Origin of the sequence: Ramlibacter albus, from assembly GCF_014297445.1 — a bacterium.
GTDB classification, from domain to species: domain Bacteria; phylum Pseudomonadota; class Gammaproteobacteria; order Burkholderiales; family Burkholderiaceae_C; genus Ramlibacter; species Ramlibacter albus.
On record NZ_JACORU010000003.1, the window covers coordinates 85,968 to 104,180 of the forward strand.

The 18,213-nt window shown below is 69.0% G+C and carries 15 protein-coding genes; 6 read left to right on the top strand and 9 right to left on the bottom strand.

From position 1 onward, the window contains the following. Window position 1: 1 nt before the first annotated feature. Both H8R02_RS09760 and H8R02_RS09765 read right to left on the bottom strand, forming a co-directional pair. Window positions 2–1,762, bottom strand: a complete 1,761-nt coding sequence (locus H8R02_RS09760) for a type I secretion system permease/ATPase (RefSeq protein WP_187081210.1) — start codon at window positions 1,760–1,762, stop codon at window positions 2–4. After that, window positions 1,759–2,358, bottom strand: coding sequence for a hypothetical protein (locus H8R02_RS09765; protein WP_187081211.1), 600 nt, complete (start codon window positions 2,356–2,358; stop codon window positions 1,759–1,761). Before H8R02_RS09765 ends, H8R02_RS09760 begins: the two co-directional genes overlap by 4 nt. Window positions 2,359–2,431: 73 nt before the next feature. On the opposite strand from H8R02_RS09765, the gene H8R02_RS09770 reads away from it, so the two are divergent. Beyond that, on the top strand, window positions 2,432–2,728 hold the full coding sequence (locus tag H8R02_RS09770) for a hypothetical protein (protein WP_187081212.1): 297 nt from the start codon (window positions 2,432–2,434) through the stop codon (window positions 2,726–2,728). On the opposite strand, the gene H8R02_RS09775 is transcribed toward H8R02_RS09770, so the two are convergent. The 7 genes from H8R02_RS09775 to H8R02_RS09805 all read right to left on the bottom strand — a co-directional run bounded on the left by H8R02_RS09775 (window position 2,725) and on the right by H8R02_RS09805 (window position 13,682). Next, entirely contained in the window at window positions 2,725–3,954 is a 1,230-nt protein-coding gene (locus H8R02_RS09775; protein WP_187081213.1) for a glycosyltransferase family 4 protein, read from the bottom strand. The two genes, H8R02_RS09770 and H8R02_RS09775, sit on opposite strands and share 4 nt — an antisense overlap. Before the next feature lie 7 nt (window positions 3,955–3,961). After that, window positions 3,962–4,561: a class I SAM-dependent methyltransferase gene (locus H8R02_RS09780; protein WP_187081214.1), complete on the bottom strand. Its 600-nt coding sequence runs from the start codon at window positions 4,559–4,561 to the stop codon at window positions 3,962–3,964. A 7-nt stretch (window positions 4,562–4,568) separates the two neighbouring features. Further along, a complete protein-coding gene (locus H8R02_RS09785) occupies window positions 4,569–6,353 on the bottom strand; it encodes an O-linked N-acetylglucosamine transferase, SPINDLY family protein (protein ID WP_187081215.1) in 1,785 nt (594 codons plus the stop codon). A gap of 79 nt (window positions 6,354–6,432) precedes the next feature. Then, on the bottom strand, window positions 6,433–8,832 hold the full coding sequence (locus H8R02_RS09790; protein ID WP_187081216.1) for a beta strand repeat-containing protein: 2,400 nt from the start codon (window positions 8,830–8,832) through the stop codon (window positions 6,433–6,435). A gap of 256 nt (window positions 8,833–9,088) precedes the next feature. Next, complete coding sequence (locus H8R02_RS09795) at window positions 9,089–10,384, bottom strand: tetratricopeptide repeat protein (protein WP_187081217.1); 1,296 nt, start codon at window positions 10,382–10,384, stop codon at window positions 9,089–9,091. A 19-nt stretch (window positions 10,385–10,403) separates the two neighbouring features. Further along, window positions 10,404–12,326 carry a CHASE2 domain-containing protein gene (locus H8R02_RS09800; RefSeq protein WP_187081218.1) on the bottom strand — a complete coding sequence of 641 codons (1,923 nt, stop codon included), beginning with the start codon at window positions 12,324–12,326 and terminating at the stop codon, window positions 10,404–10,406. Continuing rightward, complete coding sequence (locus H8R02_RS09805) at window positions 12,327–13,682, bottom strand: FecR family protein (protein WP_187081219.1); 1,356 nt, start codon at window positions 13,680–13,682, stop codon at window positions 12,327–12,329. It abuts the gene before it with no gap. A gap of 141 nt (window positions 13,683–13,823) precedes the next feature. Here H8R02_RS09805 and H8R02_RS09810 point away from each other — a divergent pair, with 141 nt between their 5' ends. From H8R02_RS09810 to H8R02_RS09830, 5 genes are read left to right on the top strand one after another with little or no spacing between them, the layout of a single operon-like run. Next, window positions 13,824–14,510, top strand: a complete 687-nt coding sequence (locus tag H8R02_RS09810) for a Crp/Fnr family transcriptional regulator (protein WP_187081220.1) — start codon at window positions 13,824–13,826, stop codon at window positions 14,508–14,510. Between the two features lie 19 nt (window positions 14,511–14,529). Continuing rightward, window positions 14,530–15,333: an ABC transporter permease gene (locus H8R02_RS09815; protein WP_187081221.1), complete on the top strand. Its 804-nt coding sequence runs from the start codon at window positions 14,530–14,532 to the stop codon at window positions 15,331–15,333. Continuing rightward, the gene (locus tag H8R02_RS09820; RefSeq protein ID WP_187081222.1) at window positions 15,323–16,528 is read left to right on the top strand and encodes an ABC transporter ATP-binding protein; all 1,206 of its coding nucleotides are present in this window, start codon (window positions 15,323–15,325) and stop codon (window positions 16,526–16,528) included. The genes H8R02_RS09815 and H8R02_RS09820 overlap by 11 nt, the downstream gene beginning before the upstream one ends. Next, the gene (locus H8R02_RS09825; RefSeq protein WP_187081223.1) at window positions 16,525–17,508 is read left to right on the top strand and encodes a GNAT family N-acetyltransferase; all 984 of its coding nucleotides are present in this window, start codon (window positions 16,525–16,527) and stop codon (window positions 17,506–17,508) included. The genes H8R02_RS09820 and H8R02_RS09825 overlap by 4 nt, the downstream gene beginning before the upstream one ends. Further along, a complete protein-coding gene (locus H8R02_RS09830; RefSeq protein ID WP_187081224.1) occupies window positions 17,505–18,212 on the top strand; it encodes a hypothetical protein in 708 nt (235 codons plus the stop codon). Before H8R02_RS09825 ends, H8R02_RS09830 begins: the two co-directional genes overlap by 4 nt. Window position 18,213 lies beyond the last annotated feature (1 nt).

Genomic DNA, 18,213 nt, shown 5'->3' on the forward strand with positions numbered 1-18,213 from the left:
GTCAGGCCACGGCTGCGGTGAAGGGGTTCGCGGGACGTGCGGGCGCCTGCTGTGCATGCGCCTGCGCGGCGCGGGCGATGGCCTGCAGCACTTCGTCGCGCGGGCCGAAGGCCTGCGCCTGGCCGTCGCGCAGGACGAGCATCTTGTCCACGACGGCGAGGATGCTCGTGCGGTGCGTCATGACGACGAACGTGGTGCCGCGCTTCTTCATCTCCGTGACGGCAGACGCGAGGGCTGCGTCGCCCGCGTCGTCGAGGCTGGAATTCGGTTCGTCCAGCACGACGAAGACCGGGTCCCCGTACAGGGCGCGCGCGAGCGCGATGCGCTGGCGCTGGCCGCCGGAGAGCACGGCGCCTTCATGGCCGACCGGCGTGTCGTAGCCCTGCGGCAGGGCCAGGATGAATTCATGCACGCCCACGAGCTTCGCGGCGGCCTCAACCTTGTGCGGCTCCACCTGCCCGAAGCGCGCGATGTTCTCGGCGATGGTGCCGTCGAACAGCTCGATGCCTTGCGGCAGATAGCCGATGTGCGGCCCGAGCTGCGACTTGTCCCACGTGAACACGTCCACGCCGTCGAGGCGCACCTTGCCGGAAGCGGCGGGCCACAGGCCCACGAGCAGCCGCGCGAGCGTGGTCTTGCCGGAGGCGGACGGGCCGACCACCGCGACCGCCTCGCCCGGCGAGACGGCGAACTGCACGCCGCGCAGGATCATGGCCTGGCTGTTGGGCGCGCCGGCCATCAGGCCCTCGACCACCAGCGCGCCACGCGGAGCGGGCAGCTTCATCGTTTCCGCCGGCGGCGGAAGGAAGGAGAGCATCTGGTCCAGCCGGCGCCAGGCATCGCGGAAGTTCACGACGCTGCGCCACTGGCCCACGACCACCAGCGCCGGCTGCAGCACGCGGCCGCCGAGGATGGAGCCCACGATCATCATGCCGCCGCCGCCGCGCAGGTCGTTGCGCAGGAGCAGCCACGCGCCCAGGCCGAGCAGCGCCGAGGACAGCGTGATCGAGGTGAACTTGCCGAGCGCCTGCCACACGCCGGCCTTGTCCGAAGCCACGGCCTGCAGGTTGAGGAACATGCGCTGCTTGACCATCCAGCGGCGGTGGATGTCCTTGATCATGCCCATGGACTCGATCACCTGCGCGTTGCGCAGGGAACCGTCGGCATATTGCTGCGCCTCGATCGCGATGCGGTTGGCCATCACCAGCGGCGGCTTGGTGCCGCGCTCGTTGAGCCAGCCAATGAGCGCCTGCACGAGTGCGCCGACCAGCGCGGACCACCCGAGCACCGGGTGGATGGCGAACAGGATGGCGAGGAACACGATCGACACCGGCGCCTCGAGCGCGGCCAGCAGCGCGGGCGACGGCAGGAACTCGCGGATCGTGCGCAGGTCGTTCATGGGCTGCGCGGTGGCGCCGGGCAGCTTGCGCAGGTTGGCCTCGAACATGGCGGTGAAGACGCGATCGCGCAGGCGCGTGTCGAAGGCGATGCCGGCCGCCGTCATCATCTCGGCGCGCGCCCACTCCAGCACCTCCATCAGCACGAAGGCCGCGAGCAGGATGAGCGTCAGCATCGTGAGCGTGAGGTGGTTGCGGCTGTTCACGACGCGGTCGTAGACCTCCAGCATGTACCAGCTGGGCATGAGCACGAGCAGGCTCGCCAGCACGCTGAACCAGAACACGCGCAGGAAGGTGGGCTTGAGCGATTCGAGCGCTTCGCGCAGCTCCGAAGGGCCCGAGGGCCCGGGGCGTACCGGTGTCATTGCGTGGCCTCCACCATCACGTAATCGGGCAGCGCGGCGGGCATTGCCGCCGCCGGCTCCGCGTCTTCTTCGGGCGCGGAGAACGAGAATGTCAAATGAAAGCGCTGTTGCGCATCCCGCGAAAGCACGATTTCACGTAACTTGCGCTCGTGGAAGGCGGCCTCCGCCTCCGGGTGCAGCGCCAGGCTGAAATGCATGCGGCCGTCGAGCGTGTACATGGAAAGCTTCTTGTTGCGCACGCTGATCGTGTGGCGGTCGAAATACACCGGCGCCGTCCCGGTGAAGTTCAGCAGCGGCAGCTTGCGATCGCCCAGGCGCGCGATGTTGAACGGGCTGCCCGGGTGCTGGAAAACCTGGCGGCTGGTGCGCGACACGGAATAGATGGCGTTGCAGGCCATTTGCGAGCCGATGTGCGGAAACCGCTCGCGCAGCATGCGGTAGGCCAGGTGGTGCAGCGTGACGCGGTTCCAGGTGCGGGTCTGCTGCACCAGCGGCGCCAGCGCATTGCACGCCTGCGCAAAGGCGGCCTGCAGCGCGATCAGGCGCTCGGTCTGCTCCGGCGTCGTGTCCAGGGCGATGGTCAGCTGGGCATTCATATAGGAAGGCGGGATTGTAGTGCTTCCTATATGAATATCCCGGGGTCCATCCGCATTTTTCGATAATCGTGTGATGCCGGACACCACCAAGCAACCCGACCCCGCCCTGCTCGCCTCGATTGCCGCCGATATCGAGGCCGGGCGGATGGCCGACGCGCAGACGCTGATCGCGCAGGTGGAGGCCGAGGGCTACGGCGGCGAAGCCCTGGCTGCCCTGAAGGAGCGGCTGCTGCGAGGCCAGTTCGCGGATGCGCTGGCCGGCCAGTTGCGTGCGCTCGTCAGCGACGGCCTGCCCCAGCCGCAGCTGCCGAAGAACCGCGCCCAGCGGCGCGCGGAAGCACGCAAGCGCACCAAGTCCGGCAAACGCTAGCGGGCGAGTCCTTCCACCCAGGCCACCTGCGCGGGCAGGCAGCGGGTGAGCAGGTCGTAGCGTTCGATGACATCGGAGCGGGCTTTCGCCCCGAGGCGGCCGCGTGCAGCCGGATCCGCCAGCAGGCGTGCGATTTCGCCGGCCAATCGTTCGGGCTCGAAGAACGGCACCAGCACGCCGTTGTCGCCGTCGCGGATGGCTTCGCGCACGGGCGCCGTGTCGCTGGCCACCACTGCGCAGCCGATGCTCATCGCCTCGAGCAGGCTCCAGCTCAGCACGAACGGGTACGTGAGGTACACGTGCACCGTGGACAGCTGCAGCAGCGCGACGAACTTGTCGTACGGCAGGCTGCCGAGGAAATGGATGCGCTTGAGGTCCTCCTCGCGAAGCCGCGGCCGCACTTCGGCCAGGAACACGTCGCGCCACGTCGTACCCTGCGGCGGCGCGCGGCCGTAGCCGGTCGCGGTGCCGCCAACGATCAGGACGCGCGCGTTCGGGCGCTCGCGCAGCAACGTGGGCAGGCTGCGCATGAACACGTGATAGCCGCGGTAGGGCTCGAGGTTGCGGTTCACGAACGTGACCACTTCGTCGGCGCGCGTGAGCTCGTGGCCGTCGAGCGCGAGCTTGACGCCGGGGTTCGGCGCGAGCGCGGCGGTATCGATGCCGTCGTGGACGACGGTGATGCGGTCGCGGAAAGGCCCCGGGAAGGCATCGGCCTGCCACCGCGTCGGCGACAGCCCCGCGTCGGCGACCTCGAAGTGCAGCAGGTTGTTGATGTTCTTCACCCGCATGCGGGGCGCCGACGCGTCGTCGGTGCCGGGAAACTCGGGGTCGAAGCCGAGGTCCGCGCCTTCGGGGTGGTAGTGGAACTCGGCGTAGATGCCCAGGCGCGCCTGCGGCCACACGTCCTTGATGAACAGGCTCTCGCCCCAGCCGGGGTGCGCGACGATCGCGTCGGGGGTGTAGCCCTGCTCGCGCATCTGCAGCGCGGCGCGATATGCCGCTTCGCCGCGGATCACCTTCGTCTCCACGTCGATGAGCCACGGGTGGATGCCCGGCGTGCTCGCACGGCCGACGGCATACGGCACGAGGCGCACGCCGTTCCATTGCGCCGGCTGGTTGGCCTTCATCGTCATCGCCACCACCTCGTGCCCGCGCGCCGCGAGCGCCGGTGCCAGGTGCTTGAACTGGCCGGGGAAGTTCTGGTGGACGAAGAGAAGGCGCATGCGCGGCTCAGACCGGCATGTGCTGCACGGCGATCGCGCGGACTTCGTCGTGCGGGCGCTCGCGCTTCGTGGCGACGGCCCACAGGTCGAAGCGCTCGGGCCTCGCGAGCGTGGCAACGGTGCCGAAGCCCGCCTGGCGCAGCGTCGCATCCAGCACCTTCTGCGTGAACCCGCAGCGGTGCGCCATGTAAAGGTTGCCTGCCGCCATCGGCTCGCGATGGCCGTAAAGGATGTCGATGGGCGCGATCGGGCCCAGCGGCGAGTTGTACGCGGGCTCGGTCAGCTTGTCCTGCGCGACCAGCGCGCACACCGACTGCAGGTCGGGGCACGTGATCACCGCGAAGCCGTCGTCGTCCAGCACGCGCAGGAATTCGGCCAGGGCCACCGGCACTTCGTGCGCGTAGAGGTGCTCGATGTTGTGGCTGGAGAAGACCGCCTGCACGCTGCCGCTGGCAACGGCGGACATGTCGGTCATCGTGCCGACGAGGTCCGGCGTGACGGTCGGGTCGATGTCGAGGCGCAGCTCCTGCCAGTGCGGCTGGTTGAAGCCGCGTGTCGTGTGCTCCTTGTGCTTCGGCCCGCAGCCGACATGGAGGAAAGTGGGCATGCGAGGATTATCCGGCAGGGCGTTGGCACCACTCGCGCCAGAGCTTCCGGTACGCGGCCTCGATGCTTCGGGCGTGAAGGGGTTCGTCGAGCAGCGGGGATCGTCTCATGCGCTCGCGCAGCTCATGCCTCAGCCGCTCCATGCGCTGCGGGTCGCGAGCGAGCGCGACCGAGATCGCAACGTACTCTTCGGGAGTGGCAGCCACGAGTTCGGGCAACCCGACGGCCTGGAGCAACGCCTTGCCCATGCGGCTGGAAAAACGCGGCGCGAAGCCGCCGCCCTCTCCGGTGCACGTGACGAGCGGCACGCCCAGCCACAGCGTCTCGTAGCTCGTCGTGCCACCGTTGAAGGGGAACGGGTCCAGCGCGATGTCGATCTCGGCGTGCATCGCCCAGAAGCGGTCGTGCGCCATCGCGCCGTACGCGTCGATGCGATTGGCCGCCACGCCGCGGTTTTCGAAGAAGCGCGCGACTTCGGTGCGGACAGCGCCTTGGGGCAGGCCGATCGCCAGCCGCGAGCCCGGCACCTCGTGCAGGATGCGAGCCCAGCATTCCAGTGCGGGCTGTGACACCTTGGAGTAGCGGTTGAGGTGCCCGAAAGTGATGCAGCCCTTGCGCAGGTATGGCGGCGGCGCGGGCTCAGGCATGCCGGGCAGCGGGCGATAGCCCCACATGCTGCCCTCCAGCCGCACAAGGCGCTCGGTGTAGTCGTCGTCGGTGCCTTCGGGATCGGTGACGGCGTAGGTCAGCCGCGCGTCCATCGCCGAGAGCCCCGTCGTGAGCACATAGCCGAGCCAGCTCAGCTGCACCGGCGTGGGCTTGCGCGCGAACACGAGCAGGCGGTTGCCCTCGGTGTGGCCGGCGAGGTCGACGAGCACGTCGATGCGGTCGCTGCGGATGCGCTCGGCCAGCTGCGCGTCGTCCAAGTCGGCGCATTCGACCCATTGCGACGAGGCCTGCCTCAGCCGCGAGGTCCACTCGTCCACGACTTTCGAGCTGCTGTAGCAGACGGCCTCGACCTCGTTCGAATGGTTTTCGAGCAACGGCAGCAGGAAGTACGCGACGGCATGCCGGCGCAAGTCCGGCGAGACGTAGCCCACGCGCAGGCGCCGGCCGGGGTCCCGATCGTTCTCGTGGACCCGTGTGGCGCGCAGGTGCCGGGCACAGTGCGTGTCGAACTCGATCGCGGCCCACTTGACGTCGGCAGGCCCATGCAAGTGCGAGTAGTTCAGTGCGACGATGAGGTTGGAGCGGAAAATCGGCACCTCTGGTGCAGCGGCAATCGCGCCTGTGTAGCTCTCGATGGCCTCCGTGTACCGCGCGAGACCTTGCCATGCGCTGCCGAGGTTGTTCATCCCTGCCGCGTTGCCCGGCACCAGTTGCGCGGCGCGCGCATGCGCTGCGTGCGCTTCGTGCGCGAAGCCCGCAGTTGCGAGGGCCCGGCCGGCGGCCGTGAACGCCTCGGCGGTGACGAGTGCGGCGTTCGGGAGGCTGCTGTTCAACGCGTATCCGCGTTCATAGGCCTGCGCGGCGTCCAGCCATTTCTGCTGGCCGGCCAGCGCGTTGCCAAGGCCGAACCATGATTCGGCGCGACCCGGCTCGATAGCCAAGGCACGACGCGCAGCAGCTTCGGCCTGCGGCCATTGCCTCGTCTCGATGAATGCTGCAGCGAGGTTCGCGATGTACAGGACTTCGTCGGGCTGCGCCTCGACGGCGAGTCCGAGTTCGCCGATGGCCTCTTCATGCCGGCCTGCCTGCCAAAGTGCCAAAGCGGCTTCGTAGTGCGCGTTCATCTCATAAAAAAACCCCGCCCTTGCGGGCGGGGTTTTCGAACTGACCGAGGCCGTGAAGCCCCGGAACTGTCGTGGTCGATCAGACGAACACGAAGTCGCTGGCGGTAACCGTGCCAGTGACGCCCGTGATGTTGATCAGCATGTCGCCGCCGGCAGCGGTGATCGTGCCGTCGTTGTTCATGTCGATCGCCAGGTAGGTACCCGCGGCCAGGCCGGCGGAGACCACGACCAGCTTCGCAGCCGGCGTCGCAGCGGCGCCACCAGCAGCCGCACCGGCGCTGGCGTAAACCTGCGTCAGCGTGTCGGCCGTCGTGATGGTCGTCGTAGCGGCCATCGTCACGCCCGTCAGAGCGGTGCCGGTGAAGTCGGCCGCAGCCGCGCCCACCAGGCCGATCTTGTCGGTGCCGGCCACGAAGTCCGTGATCTTCACGATCTGCGCGGTACCGGAGGACTGGACCTTGCTCGTGAAGCGGAACTGGTCGGCCCCGTCACCGCCGGTGACGATGTCGCCCTGGCTCACGTTCGTGCCGAACAGGATGCGGTCGGCGCCGGCGCCGCCCACGATCTGGTCCGCACCGTCACTACCGAACAGCGTGTCGGCAGCGGCGCCGCCAGTGATCTGCACACCGTTGTTCGTCACGGCGACGCCAGCGGCGAGGCCGGCGCTGAACGAAGCGGCGGTCATGTTCAGGCTGCCGGTCAGCGCGGAGGCGTTGATCTGGTCGGCCGTCACGGCGCCAACGGTCACGTTGTTCGCACCGGTGAAGTTCACGACTTCCGGAGCGGCCGTAGCCGTCAGGGTGATCGTGCCCAGCGTGTTGGTCGCACCCAGGGCGCCGTTCGACGCGACGTTGATGGTCTCGAACCCGGTGCTGGCGATCGTGTTGTAAGCCAGGCTGCCGGTGGTGTCGGCAACGCCCAGGTTCAGGTTCAGCACGTCGTTCGTTGCGGAACCGCTGGAGTTCACCGTTGCCGTACCGGCTTGGCCGGCGCGCAGGTTCAGGCCAGCAGTGCCCGCACCGTAGTTGACCGTGTAGCCGGCGGTGCCGGTAGCGGCCAGCGTCAGCTGCGTCGCGCCGCCGAAGGCAACCGGCAGGTACACGTTGGTAGCCGCCGCACCCGTGGCGTTGACGTCGGTCGCCAGCGAGAGGATCTCGAGGTTCGACAGGTTCGTCTGGTTGCTCGTCACGTTGACCGCGGAAACGGCGTTCATCGAGATCGTGTCGTTGCCCGCGGCACCGTTGTACGTGTCGGCGGTCGTGTAGTTCGCGCCGAGCGTGAGGGTGTCACCGTTGGCCGAGCCGGTCATGCGGACGTTGTTCGCCGCGCCGCTGGCGTTGACGGTCAGCGTGCCCGTGCCGGTCATGCCGGTCGCGTCAACGGTGAGCTGGTTCGTGCTCACGCCGCTGGACAGCGACAGCGAACGCGTGCCGGAAACGTTGAACGTGGCGCCGGCGGAGTAGCCGTCGACGTTGATGCGGTTCGTGGACGGGCCCGTCGTCGTGACGTTCACGATCTCGTAGCCGGCCAGGCTCAGGGGGATGAAGCCCGGGACCAGCGTGGCAGCCTGCGACAGGTTCACGGCAACCGTGTCGGCGGTGCCGGCGATGGAAGCAGCGGTGTTCGTCACGATCAGGCCGGACTGGGTGGCGTTCAGCGAGATCGACGACAGGACGGTGCCGAGGTTCGTCAGCGTGATGTCACCACCGGCGGCGCCGTTGGCAACGCTCACCGACGTCAGGCCGGTACCGTTGGTCATGTCCAGCGTCGTGGCGCCGGCAGCCGTGGCGTTGACGGCCAGGTTCTCGATGCTGGTCAGCGTCGCGGAAATCGTCTGCGCTGCGCCATTGTTGAAGCCCGCGTTCAGGGTGTCCGTGCCCGCGCCGCCGTTGACGGTGTCACCGGTGTTGATGGTCTGGAAGAACGTGCCCGACGGCGTGTTGAAGAACAGGTTACCGTTGATGTTGTCGTTGCCGGACGTGCCGGTGACGATGTCGCCGGCGTTCACGGTCAGGGGCGACGTGGTCGTGATCGAACCCAGGGTCTGGGTCTGCACGTTGTTGGGGTTCGAAGCGTAGACGTACGCGTTCGTGACGGACTGGTTGAACGTCTGGGCGACCGTGCCGAACGTGGCGTCGGTTTCCAGGGTCGTCAGGATGTTCATCGCGTTCAGCACGACGATGCCGCGCTGCGTGGGGTACGCGGCGAAGGCTTGGGTCAGGGCCGTCTGCAGGGCGGTGTACGAAGCGGCCGGGATGGTCGTCGCGGTGATGCCCAGGTTGGTCAGGACGCTGGTCGCGAGGAGCGAGTCGCTCACGGTCGCGAACTGGTTGCCGATCGTCAGCGCCAGGTTCAGCGTGCTGGACGCGCCAGCCACGCCGATCAGGTTGTTGTAGATCGGGTTGCTGGGAGCCTGGCCGTAGAAGGCGATGTAAAGCTGAACCGCAGCTGCCGGTGCGCCAAAGATTTGTGCGGGCATTTATCTTCCTCTAGAAGGTTAATGAAGAACTAAACCAGTTAGACCGAGGGCCAAGAGCTTACCTTCGTGAGAAGACAAGCCATTGAGTCCCCGACCCTGACAAGTTCGCGGGGCATTATCACACAGAGGTCTTGCGACCCAAGCGGACTGTTGCCCTTTGCCAACTTGGTGCCGAAGTGTAGGTTCGGCCACTGACCCGGGACAAGTGACCCGGGTCACACGCTCCTGCAGATTCCGCGGCATGCGAACCGACGGCTTACCAGGTACTGCGCAGCGCAACGTACGGCCCCCAGCTGCGGCTGCTGAATAGGACGATCGCGGATCGCTGCACCGCCCACTCCGTGCCCACGAGCAGTTGCAGCGACCGCGACACCGGATACTGGTACTCGGCACGCAAGGTACTCCGTTTCACTTCACGTAAGCGCCCACTCTCCAACAGGGGGCTGTAGCTGGTGCGGTCACGCGACACACTCAGCTCCGCATCGACAAGCACCTGCCCCTGCGGCCGCTCGCCGAGCCCGACCCCGGTCCACACGGCTGCGCCGCGTGCGCTGTACTGGTGCTGGTCCCCGCCCGGGCGTTGCGGGTCGCGGGCGCGGTCGACGCCGGCACGCACGCTCGCCAGCCACTGGACACGGCGGCTGCCGTCGCAGGTCCAGTTCAAGGAAAACCCTGAGTAGCGCCCCGACAACACGGGGTTGTTCAGGTAGTCGCGCTCCTGCAGGTCGAGCCCGAGCCGGCCGTCGCAGCCGCTGGCTGCCCGCGTGGCGCCGAGCCCCGCGACGAGAGAGCGAGCGCGATAGTTCAGGCCCGTGCGCGCGTGCAGCACCGATGTGGACGCACCGGCGAAGAAGCCACGCCTGCCGGGAGCGCGCTGGTAATTGTTGTACTGCAGGGCAAGATCGAGCTGGTCCGAGCCGACGTCCGCGACCGCGCCGCTGCGGCGGCTGCGCAGCCCCACGAAAGCGTCCCACTGGCCGTACTGGCCGCTGTCCCGGCGCGCCTCGAGCTGCAGGTCCACGCGTCCGTAGATTCCGCCCTTGCGCTTGTAGCTCTCGTCCAGCGGCAGCACCACCGTCTGGCCCGGGAACGTGAGGGCCAGCGACGTGAGGTTGGGCGTGCCCAGCAAATTGCTGTCGTAGCCCACGCGGGTGTTGAGCACGAGCCGCATCTGCGTGCCGCTGCCGCGGGTCCACCCGGCACGTTGCCGTTCCAGCACGGGCCGCAGCGCGGGCGGCAGGTCGCTCTCGGCGAGCAGGTTCTCCACGAGCGATAGAGCGGATGCAAGGTCGCCCACGCCCGCGAGCGCGATGGCGTAATCGACCTGCGCGCCCTTGAAGCCCGGCTCCAGCAGCAGCGCGCGTTCGAGGTGGTCCGCGGCCTCGACGTACCGGCCGCGCTCGTTCAGGAAATGGCCCAGCGCGGCGAGGAAAGCCGCGTCGCGCTGGCAGTCCGGCACGCGCTGGACCAGCAGGTTCAGCGTGGTCTCGTCGCCGGCGGTGTCGGGCGCGCGGCAATCCGCCGCCTGGGCGCAGGCGGCGAACAGCAGCAACGCGGCCCCTGCGGCCGGCCTAAGACTTCCCGAGCGCCGAAACCAGCGGGTAAGCATATATATGGTGGGGAACTCGCAGCCCTTCGAGCAGGAAGGTGCCGAGCGACTCGAGCCCCGCGGCGCCCACTTGCGCCGCGAGGCCCTCGCCGACCAGGATGGGATGGGCCAGCTCGGCGGTCATGTCGACCAACCGGCTGGCGATGGTGACGGTGCGGCCCAGGACCATGTGCGTGCGGCGGCTCGCCTGGCCGAACGATCCCGCCATGGCAGGGCCGGTCTCGACGCCGATGCCCAGGGCCAGCGGCTCGAGGCCGCCCGGGGCGGGATCCGGCAGCGACCCGCGCATCGCCTCGTGCAGTTTCACCGCGGCCTGCAGCGCGCGCTTCGCGTGGTCGGCGCCGGCCGTTCCGGGCTCGCCGGGGTCGCCGTTCCACACGGCGACCACCGCATCGCCCTGGAACGATTCGATCACCCCGCCTTCGCCTTCGACGATGCGCGCGGCCGTCGAGAAGAACGCGTGGAGCACCGCGGCGCATTCCTCCGGCGGCCGGGCTTCGCAGTAAGCCGAGAAGTTGCGGATGTCCGCGAACATCACCGAGACGAGGTTCGTGCTGGCCGTGATCGCGCTCGAAGGCGACTGCGACGCCAATGCCGCCGCCACCGGCGCGGGCAGGTAGCTCGAGAGGTGCGTGAAGAGCCGGTTGCGGTCGAAGCGGCTCCTCGCGTGCTGCAGGATGCCCATCGCCACGCCTGCGACGACGAGGAAGAAGGCCGGCTGGATCCAGCCGAGCCACACCGAGCCGCGGTACAGCACCAGCGAATGCAGCGCCCACAGCGCCGCCGCCCACAGCAGCGCGGCAACCGGCACCAGGTACACGGGGAAGCGCTTCACGTCGCGCCCCAGCAGCACGAGCAGCGCAAACCCGAGCAGCGCCATCGCCAGCTGGTACAGGACCGCGGCCTGCGGCTCGTAAGGCGTGCGGCCGTCGATGAGCCCGGCCATCAGCTGCACGTGCACCTGCAGGCCGGCGCCCGCGGCGGCAAAGGGCGTCGCGATCGAGTCGTTCAGCCCGAAAGCCGTGCTTCCCACGAGCACCCATGCATTCGACATCAGCCCCGCCGGCACGCGCCCCGCGAGCACGTCGGCCGCGGAGATGCTGACGATGCTCTCCGGATGGATGCGCCACGCCACGCGCAGGTCGCCGCGCCCATCGAGCGGCACGGCGCCCGAGGGCAGGTTCTTGCCAGTCAGCAGCCACGGCGCGTCGAAGGGGGACTCGCCGCGCTGCAGCGCGAGCCCTTGCTCGCCCGTGCCACGCATGAACGCTGCGACGGCCAGCGACGGGTAGGAGCGCCCCTGGAAGCAGATCACCGCCGGCACGTGCCGAACGAGGCCGTCGCCATCCAGGCGCGGCGTGATGTGGCCCACGAAGTCGCTGCGGATCTTCGGTGCGTTGGCGAGGTAGCCGCTCGCATCCTGGAACGGCGCCGGGCACGCCTTCCAGTCCAGCGCGCCGCCCAGCTGCCCCACGGCCTGACTGCCGCCCTGCTGCAGCGCGAAAACCTGGGCGAGCACGGCGGAGTTGCGCGAGACGGCCTTGGCCAGCTCTTCGTCGTCCGCCTTCGGGTCGGTGAACACCACGTCGAACACCTGCTGGCTCGCACCCTGCGCGGCCACCTGGTTCGACAGCTTCGCGAGTGTCGCCCGCGACCAGGGCCAAGCTCCCACTTCGCGCAAGCTGCGCTCATCCACGTCGACGACGATGATGCGGCGCTCGTCGCGGCGCTCGGCGGTCAGGCGCCAGACGAGGTCGCCCGAGCGCTCCTCAGCTTCGGAAAGAAGGGCGGGGAACAGCAGCGCCTGCACCGCCCACAGGAGGGCGGCGACGGCCAGTCCGGCGCCGGCCACCCAGTGCGTGGCCCAGCCGCGGCGCCGTGTCAATCAGCGACCCCAGAGCGTGATGCCGCTGAGCGCACCCGCCGGGAGGGACCTCTGGAAGAAATAGCCGGCTTCCTTGCCGTCGACGCTGAGCGCGCCGGCCACGTACGCGTTGCCGCTCTGGCCCAGCAGGTAGCCGTTGGGCCGCACGATGCCTGCGGCCGTGACCGACTCGTTGCCGATCCTCGTGCCGGACACGTTCAGCTGCGTGGCGAACGTCTGCTTCGTGAAGTCCACGTTGAGCGTGCCGGAGTCGACCTTCACCGGGTCGAGCAGCGTGTCACGGCCCTGCTGGTAGGCGAGCTGGCCCACGCCCGAATGCAGCCGGAAATTGGCCGACGTGTCGGTCGTCTGCAGCAGCGCGTTCTCCGATGCAGCCTGGCGGAACAGGCCGTACGCGCCGTCGCCGACGGTGGAGACGCGCCCGTTCTGCGTGGCCTCTTCGAACACGCGGGAGATCGTGTCGCCGTCGACCGGCTTGACCCATTCCCAGCGGCCCCACACGAGCTGGTTGACCTGGGGAGCGGGCAGCGGCACCGCGGGTGCCACGGCATTGCCTGACGCCACCACCACGGCCGAGCGCGACTCGTTGACCACGGCCTTGTCGGCGCTGGGCTCCTCGCGGCCCGCGGCGGCCACGGTGATGGGCTTTTCCATCTTGCCCGCCTGCGCTTCGCCCGCGTTCATGCGGCGCTGCTGCGCCATCAGGTCCACCAGCGGCACGAGCTGCGGCGTGGTCTGCTGGCGGCTGAGCTCCAGCATCTGGCCTTTCATGTCCTCGGACAGCAGCTTTTCCTGGCCGCTCTGGCAGGGGCCCAGCGTGCCCATACAGCCCGCCACCAGCGGCGAGACGCTGATCGTGCCGGTGTAGACGGACGCGGAGGTCTTGTCGCCCTCGTTGCGCACGACGAAGTCGGTGCCCTTGACGCCGATGGCGGCCACCGGGGTGTTCAGGCGGAAGCGGTCGCGCGCGTTCTCGCCCCACTGGCCCGTGATCGAGCGCACGACGCCTTCTTCGAGCCGGAACTTGATGGCCGTCTGCTGCGCCGGCTGGCCGCCGTTGTTGTAGCTCTCCACCTGCAGGCGGCTGGACGGGCGGATGCTCAGCCGGCCGCCGTCGATGAAACGAAAGTGGACATGGCCGCCGACCTCGGTCTCGACCTTGTCGCCCACGCGGATGGGCGTGCCGCGCTCGACGCCGCGCGAGCTGCCGTCGGCGCCGGTGAGGCGCGCGACGCCGATCACCATCGTGGCCTCGCCGACGATGGTGGCCGCGGCCTGCTGGGCCAGCGCCGGCACGCCGGCGGCTGCCACAGCCACGGCGAGGGCGGCGCGCCCGAAGAAAGTAGGAAAGTTCATGGTTTCACCTTTGGGATCGCAAGCGCACGCGGCGGCCGCGGACGCTCGAGTCCGGATGGCATTTTGCACCGCCCGCCCCCGCGCGGTTGTGCGCGGCATCACAAGTCCGGCGAGGCCGCAGGCCCTTAAACTCGCGCTCGCATGCCGGTTTCGCTCCAACTGCTTGGCCAGTTCCCCCTGCTGCGTCCCCTGCCCCGCGAAGTCCTGGAGCCGTTGTCGGCAACGATGTCGCTCCGGTCCTTCGCGCGCCGCGCCATGGTGATGGCCAAGGACAGCCCGATCATGGAGCTCGGCTTCCTCGTCGAAGGCCGGTTGCAGGGCATCGACTTCACGGTGGACGGCCGCAGCGTGGGCCTGTACTTCGTGGACCCGGGCGACTACTTCGGCGAGCTCTCGGTGGTGGACGGCGAGCCCTCGTCCGAATTCGTGGTGGCGGCCGCGAAGTCCACGGTGGCCTTTCTCGACGCGCCGCGTGCGCGCGACCTCATCTCGGTGCACCCGGAACTCGCGCGCGCCGTGATGGCGCGCCTGGCGCAGCGCGTGCGGCTGGTCACCGCGCAACGCACGCTGCTGGGCCTGGTCAACCCGTTCCAGCGACTGTGCGTGTTGCTCCTACAATTGCCGCAGCAGCAAGGCAGCGTGGTGAATGCGCCCACCCACCAGGAGATGGCGATCATGATCAACGCGAGCCGCGAAACGGTCACGCGTGCGTTCCAGCTGCTGTTCCTCAACAAGCTGCTGGTGCGCGAAGGCAACACGCTCAGGCTCGTGCAGCCGCAGGTGCTGAAGGACATCGCCGAAGGCCGGGTGGACCCGCCCAAGGCATGACACACGCCCGACATCACCGGTGAGCTCGCTGATCTCCTACCTCGCCCCCTGGCAGCACGCCGGCATCATCCGCCAGTTCGCAAGCCGCGACGTCCATTCCCGCTACCGCCAGTCGTGGCTGGGCGCGGCGTGGGCGGTCATCACGCCGCTGTTGATGCTCGCGGTCTACACCTTCGTGTTCCGCCACATCTTCGGCTTGCGCTGGGGCGACTCGGGCGGCAGCGACCTCGGCTTCGCCGTGCGGCTCTACGCGGGCCTGGCGGTCTTCAACTTCTTCGCCGAATGCGTGAGCCGGGCGCCGCGGCTCGTGCTGGACCAGCCGCACCTGGTGAAGAAGGTCCGCTTCCCGCTGGAGGTGCTGCCGTGGGCGAGCGCCCTGTCCGCCGGCGTGCATCTCGTCATCGCGCTCGTGCTGCTGCTCGCGCTCGGGGCGTGGGATTCGGGTCGCGTCCCGCCGACGGTGCTCGCGTTGCCCTTCGTGTGGCTGCCCATGCTGCCGCTCGTGGTGGGGCTCGGCTGGTGGCTCGCGGCGCTCGGCACCTACGTGCGCGACATCGGGCAGCTCATCGCGCTGGCGCTGAGCTTCCTGATGTTCCTCAGCCCCATCTTCTATCCCATCGAGGCCGTGCCGGCGGCACTGCGGCCGTGGCTCGTGGTCAACCCGCTCGCGCCCGTGATCACGCAGACGCGGCAGGTGCTGCTGGAAGGTGTGTGGCCGGCGTGGGGCTCGCTCGCGCTGAACTTCATCGTCTGCGTCGCGATCGCGGTTGCCGGCGCCGCGTTCTTCCGCAAGGTGCGTTCGGGGTTCCCGGATGTCGTCTGAGTTCGCGATCCGCGCCCGCGGGCTGGGCAAGACGTACTCGCTGTACGAGCGGCCCGCCGACCGGCTGAAGCAACTGCTGTGGGGCCGCTGGCGCAACTACGCGCGCGAGTTCCGCGCGCTGCAGAGCATCGATCTCGAAATCCGGCCCGGCGAAGTGATCGGCGTCGTCGGCCGCAACGGCGCGGGCAAGTCGACGCTGCTGCAGATGGTGTGCGGCACGCTGCAGCCGAGCGCGGGCGAGCTGGAGGTGAACGGCCGCGTGGCCGCGCTGCTGGAGCTGGGGGCCGGCTTCAGCCCCGACTTCACCGGCCTCGAGAACATCTACATGAACGCGGCGATCCTCGGCCTCACGCGCGCCGAGGTCGACGCGCGGCTCGCCGACATCGTCGCGTTCGCCGACATCGGCGACTTCATCCGCCAGCCGGTCAAGACCTATTCCAGCGGCATGTTCATGCGCCTCGCGTTCGCCGTGGCCACGGCCGTGGAGCCCGACATCCTCGTGATCGACGAGGCGCTGTCGGTGGGCGACGGCGCGTTCGCGCGCAAGTCGTTCGACCGCATCATGAAGCTCAAGGAGGCGGGCAAGACCATCCTGTTCTGCTCGCACTCGATGTACCAGGTCGAGGCGCTGTGCTCGCGCGCGATGTGGATCGAAGCCGGGCAGTTGCGGCAGTTCGGGCCGGCGGCCCAGGTCACGAGCGCCTACCAGGCCAGCCTGAATGCGGCGATGTCGCCGACGCTGATCGCCGAAGCCCCCGCCGCTGCCTCCGCACCACCCGGCACCGCGCGCATCACCAGGGTGGACGCATCGGCCGACGGCCACCACGGCAACGAGCTCACGCTGCACAGCACGCGCTCGGACCTCACGCTGGCCATCGACTTCGCCTGCGACCCGGCGCTGCCGGTGCCTGCGGTGGCCCTTGGCATCTCGGACGCCAACGGGCTGACGGTCGCCAGCGCGTCGAGCCACAACGACGGCGTGCAGCTGCGCTTCGATGCGGCCGGGCGCGGGCGCGCGAGCATCGTGTTCACGCAGGTGCCGCTGCTCAAGGGCGACTACTGGGTCACGGCCTTCCTGATCACCGAAGACGGCGTGCACGTGTACGAGCAGGTCGAGCGCTGCGTGCTGCTGCACGTGACGCAGTCGGGGCTGGAGCAGGGGCTGGTGACGCTGCCGCACGAGTGGCAGGCATGAGTGCGGCGATCGAGATCGGCGGCGCGCAGTTCGAACTGCGCGACCTGGGCCGCAACGATCGCGCAGCGCTGATCGGGCTGCATCGCGAGGTGTTCGGCGAAGGTGCCTCGGACGGGTGGTACGTGTGGAAGTACGTCCAGGGCCACGGCCTCGGCAGCGGCCTGTGGCACGACGGGCGATTGGTCGCCCACTGCGGCGGCGTCCCGCGCGCCTTGTGGCAGGAAGGCGAGCGCCGCACCGGCATCCAGATCGGCGACGTGATGGTGGCGCCGCAATGGCGCGGCGTGCTCACGCGGCGCGGGCCGTTCTTCCATGTCTCGCAGAAGTTCTACGACGGTCACGTCGGCAGCGAGCATGCGGTGGCATTCGGTTTCCCGAGCGAGCGGCACCTGCGGCTGGCGGTGAAGACGCAGCTGCTCTGGGACGGCGGCCCGGTGCACTCGCTGTCGTGGATGACGGCCCATGCCCCCGCACCCGGCTGGGCGTGGCGGTGGGAGCCGCTCGACGCAGGCTCACCAGCATTCGACAGCGCCATCGCCTCGGCGTGGTCGAACATGCAGGCCGAGTGCGGCCGCTTCGTCGTGGGCGAGCGCAACGCCGACTACGTGCGGTGGCGTTTCTTCCGGCGGCCCGGCCGGCACCATGCAGCGTTCGCACTGCGCCGCGCTTGGTCGCGGGCCGTGCGCGGCGTGGCAATCCTCGACCTCGCGCAACCCACCGCGCATTGGCTCGACTGGATCGGCCGGCCCTCGGACATGCCGCTCGCCTGCACGTGTTGCCGCGCGCAGGCCCACGCGGCCGGCGCGCAATACCTCACCGCCTGGGCGACACCCGCGGTGGCACAATCGCTCGCCCCCAGCGGCATCCTGCACAGCGAGGTGACGGCGTGGCTCGGCATCCCGCGCCGGTCGCAACTGGCCGAAGCCGACGTCGGTCGGCTCGCATGGTGGCTGATGGGCGGCGACACCGATTTCCTATGACGCCTGCGCAGCAACTCGTTTTCGTGACGGCCGTGAGCCGCGTGGATGTGCTGCGCGAGCGTTTGCTCGCATCTCCGTGCATCCGTGAGCGCAAGCGCAAGCTCGTCGCTTACTTCAATGTCGCGTCTGCTGCCGAAGCGTTCAACGCAGCGATGGCTTCGGTCACCAGCGCCGGCACATGGCTCGTCTGGGTCCACCAGGATGTCGTGCTGCCCGAGGGCTGGGACGAGCGATTTCTTGCCGCGCTCGATGAGGCACAGCGTACCTTCCCCGACCTCGCCGTCGCGGGCATCTACGGCATGTCGGGCAGCACGCGCGCGGGGCACGTGCTGGATCGGGGCAACCTGTTGCGCGAGAGCGCCGCGCTGCCCTGCGCGGTGGACAGCCTGGACGAGCTGTTGTTCGCAGTGCGAGCGGATTCGGGCCTGCGGCTCGACCCGGATCTCGCTTTCGATTTCTACGGCACCGACATCGTCCTGCAGGCGCAGGCAAGCGGCATGCGCGCCGCGGTCGTGGACGCGTACTGCGAGCACTGGTCCGACACGCCCGCGGGCACGCCGATCCCGCCTTCGATGGCGGACCGCATCGTGCGCAGCGGACGCGCCTTCGAGGCGAAGTGGGCTTCGCGGCTGCCGGTGCACACCTCGTGGCTGGCCGTGGAACGGCCTGGCGATGTCGAACGCTTCATCGACTCCCTCCGCTGAA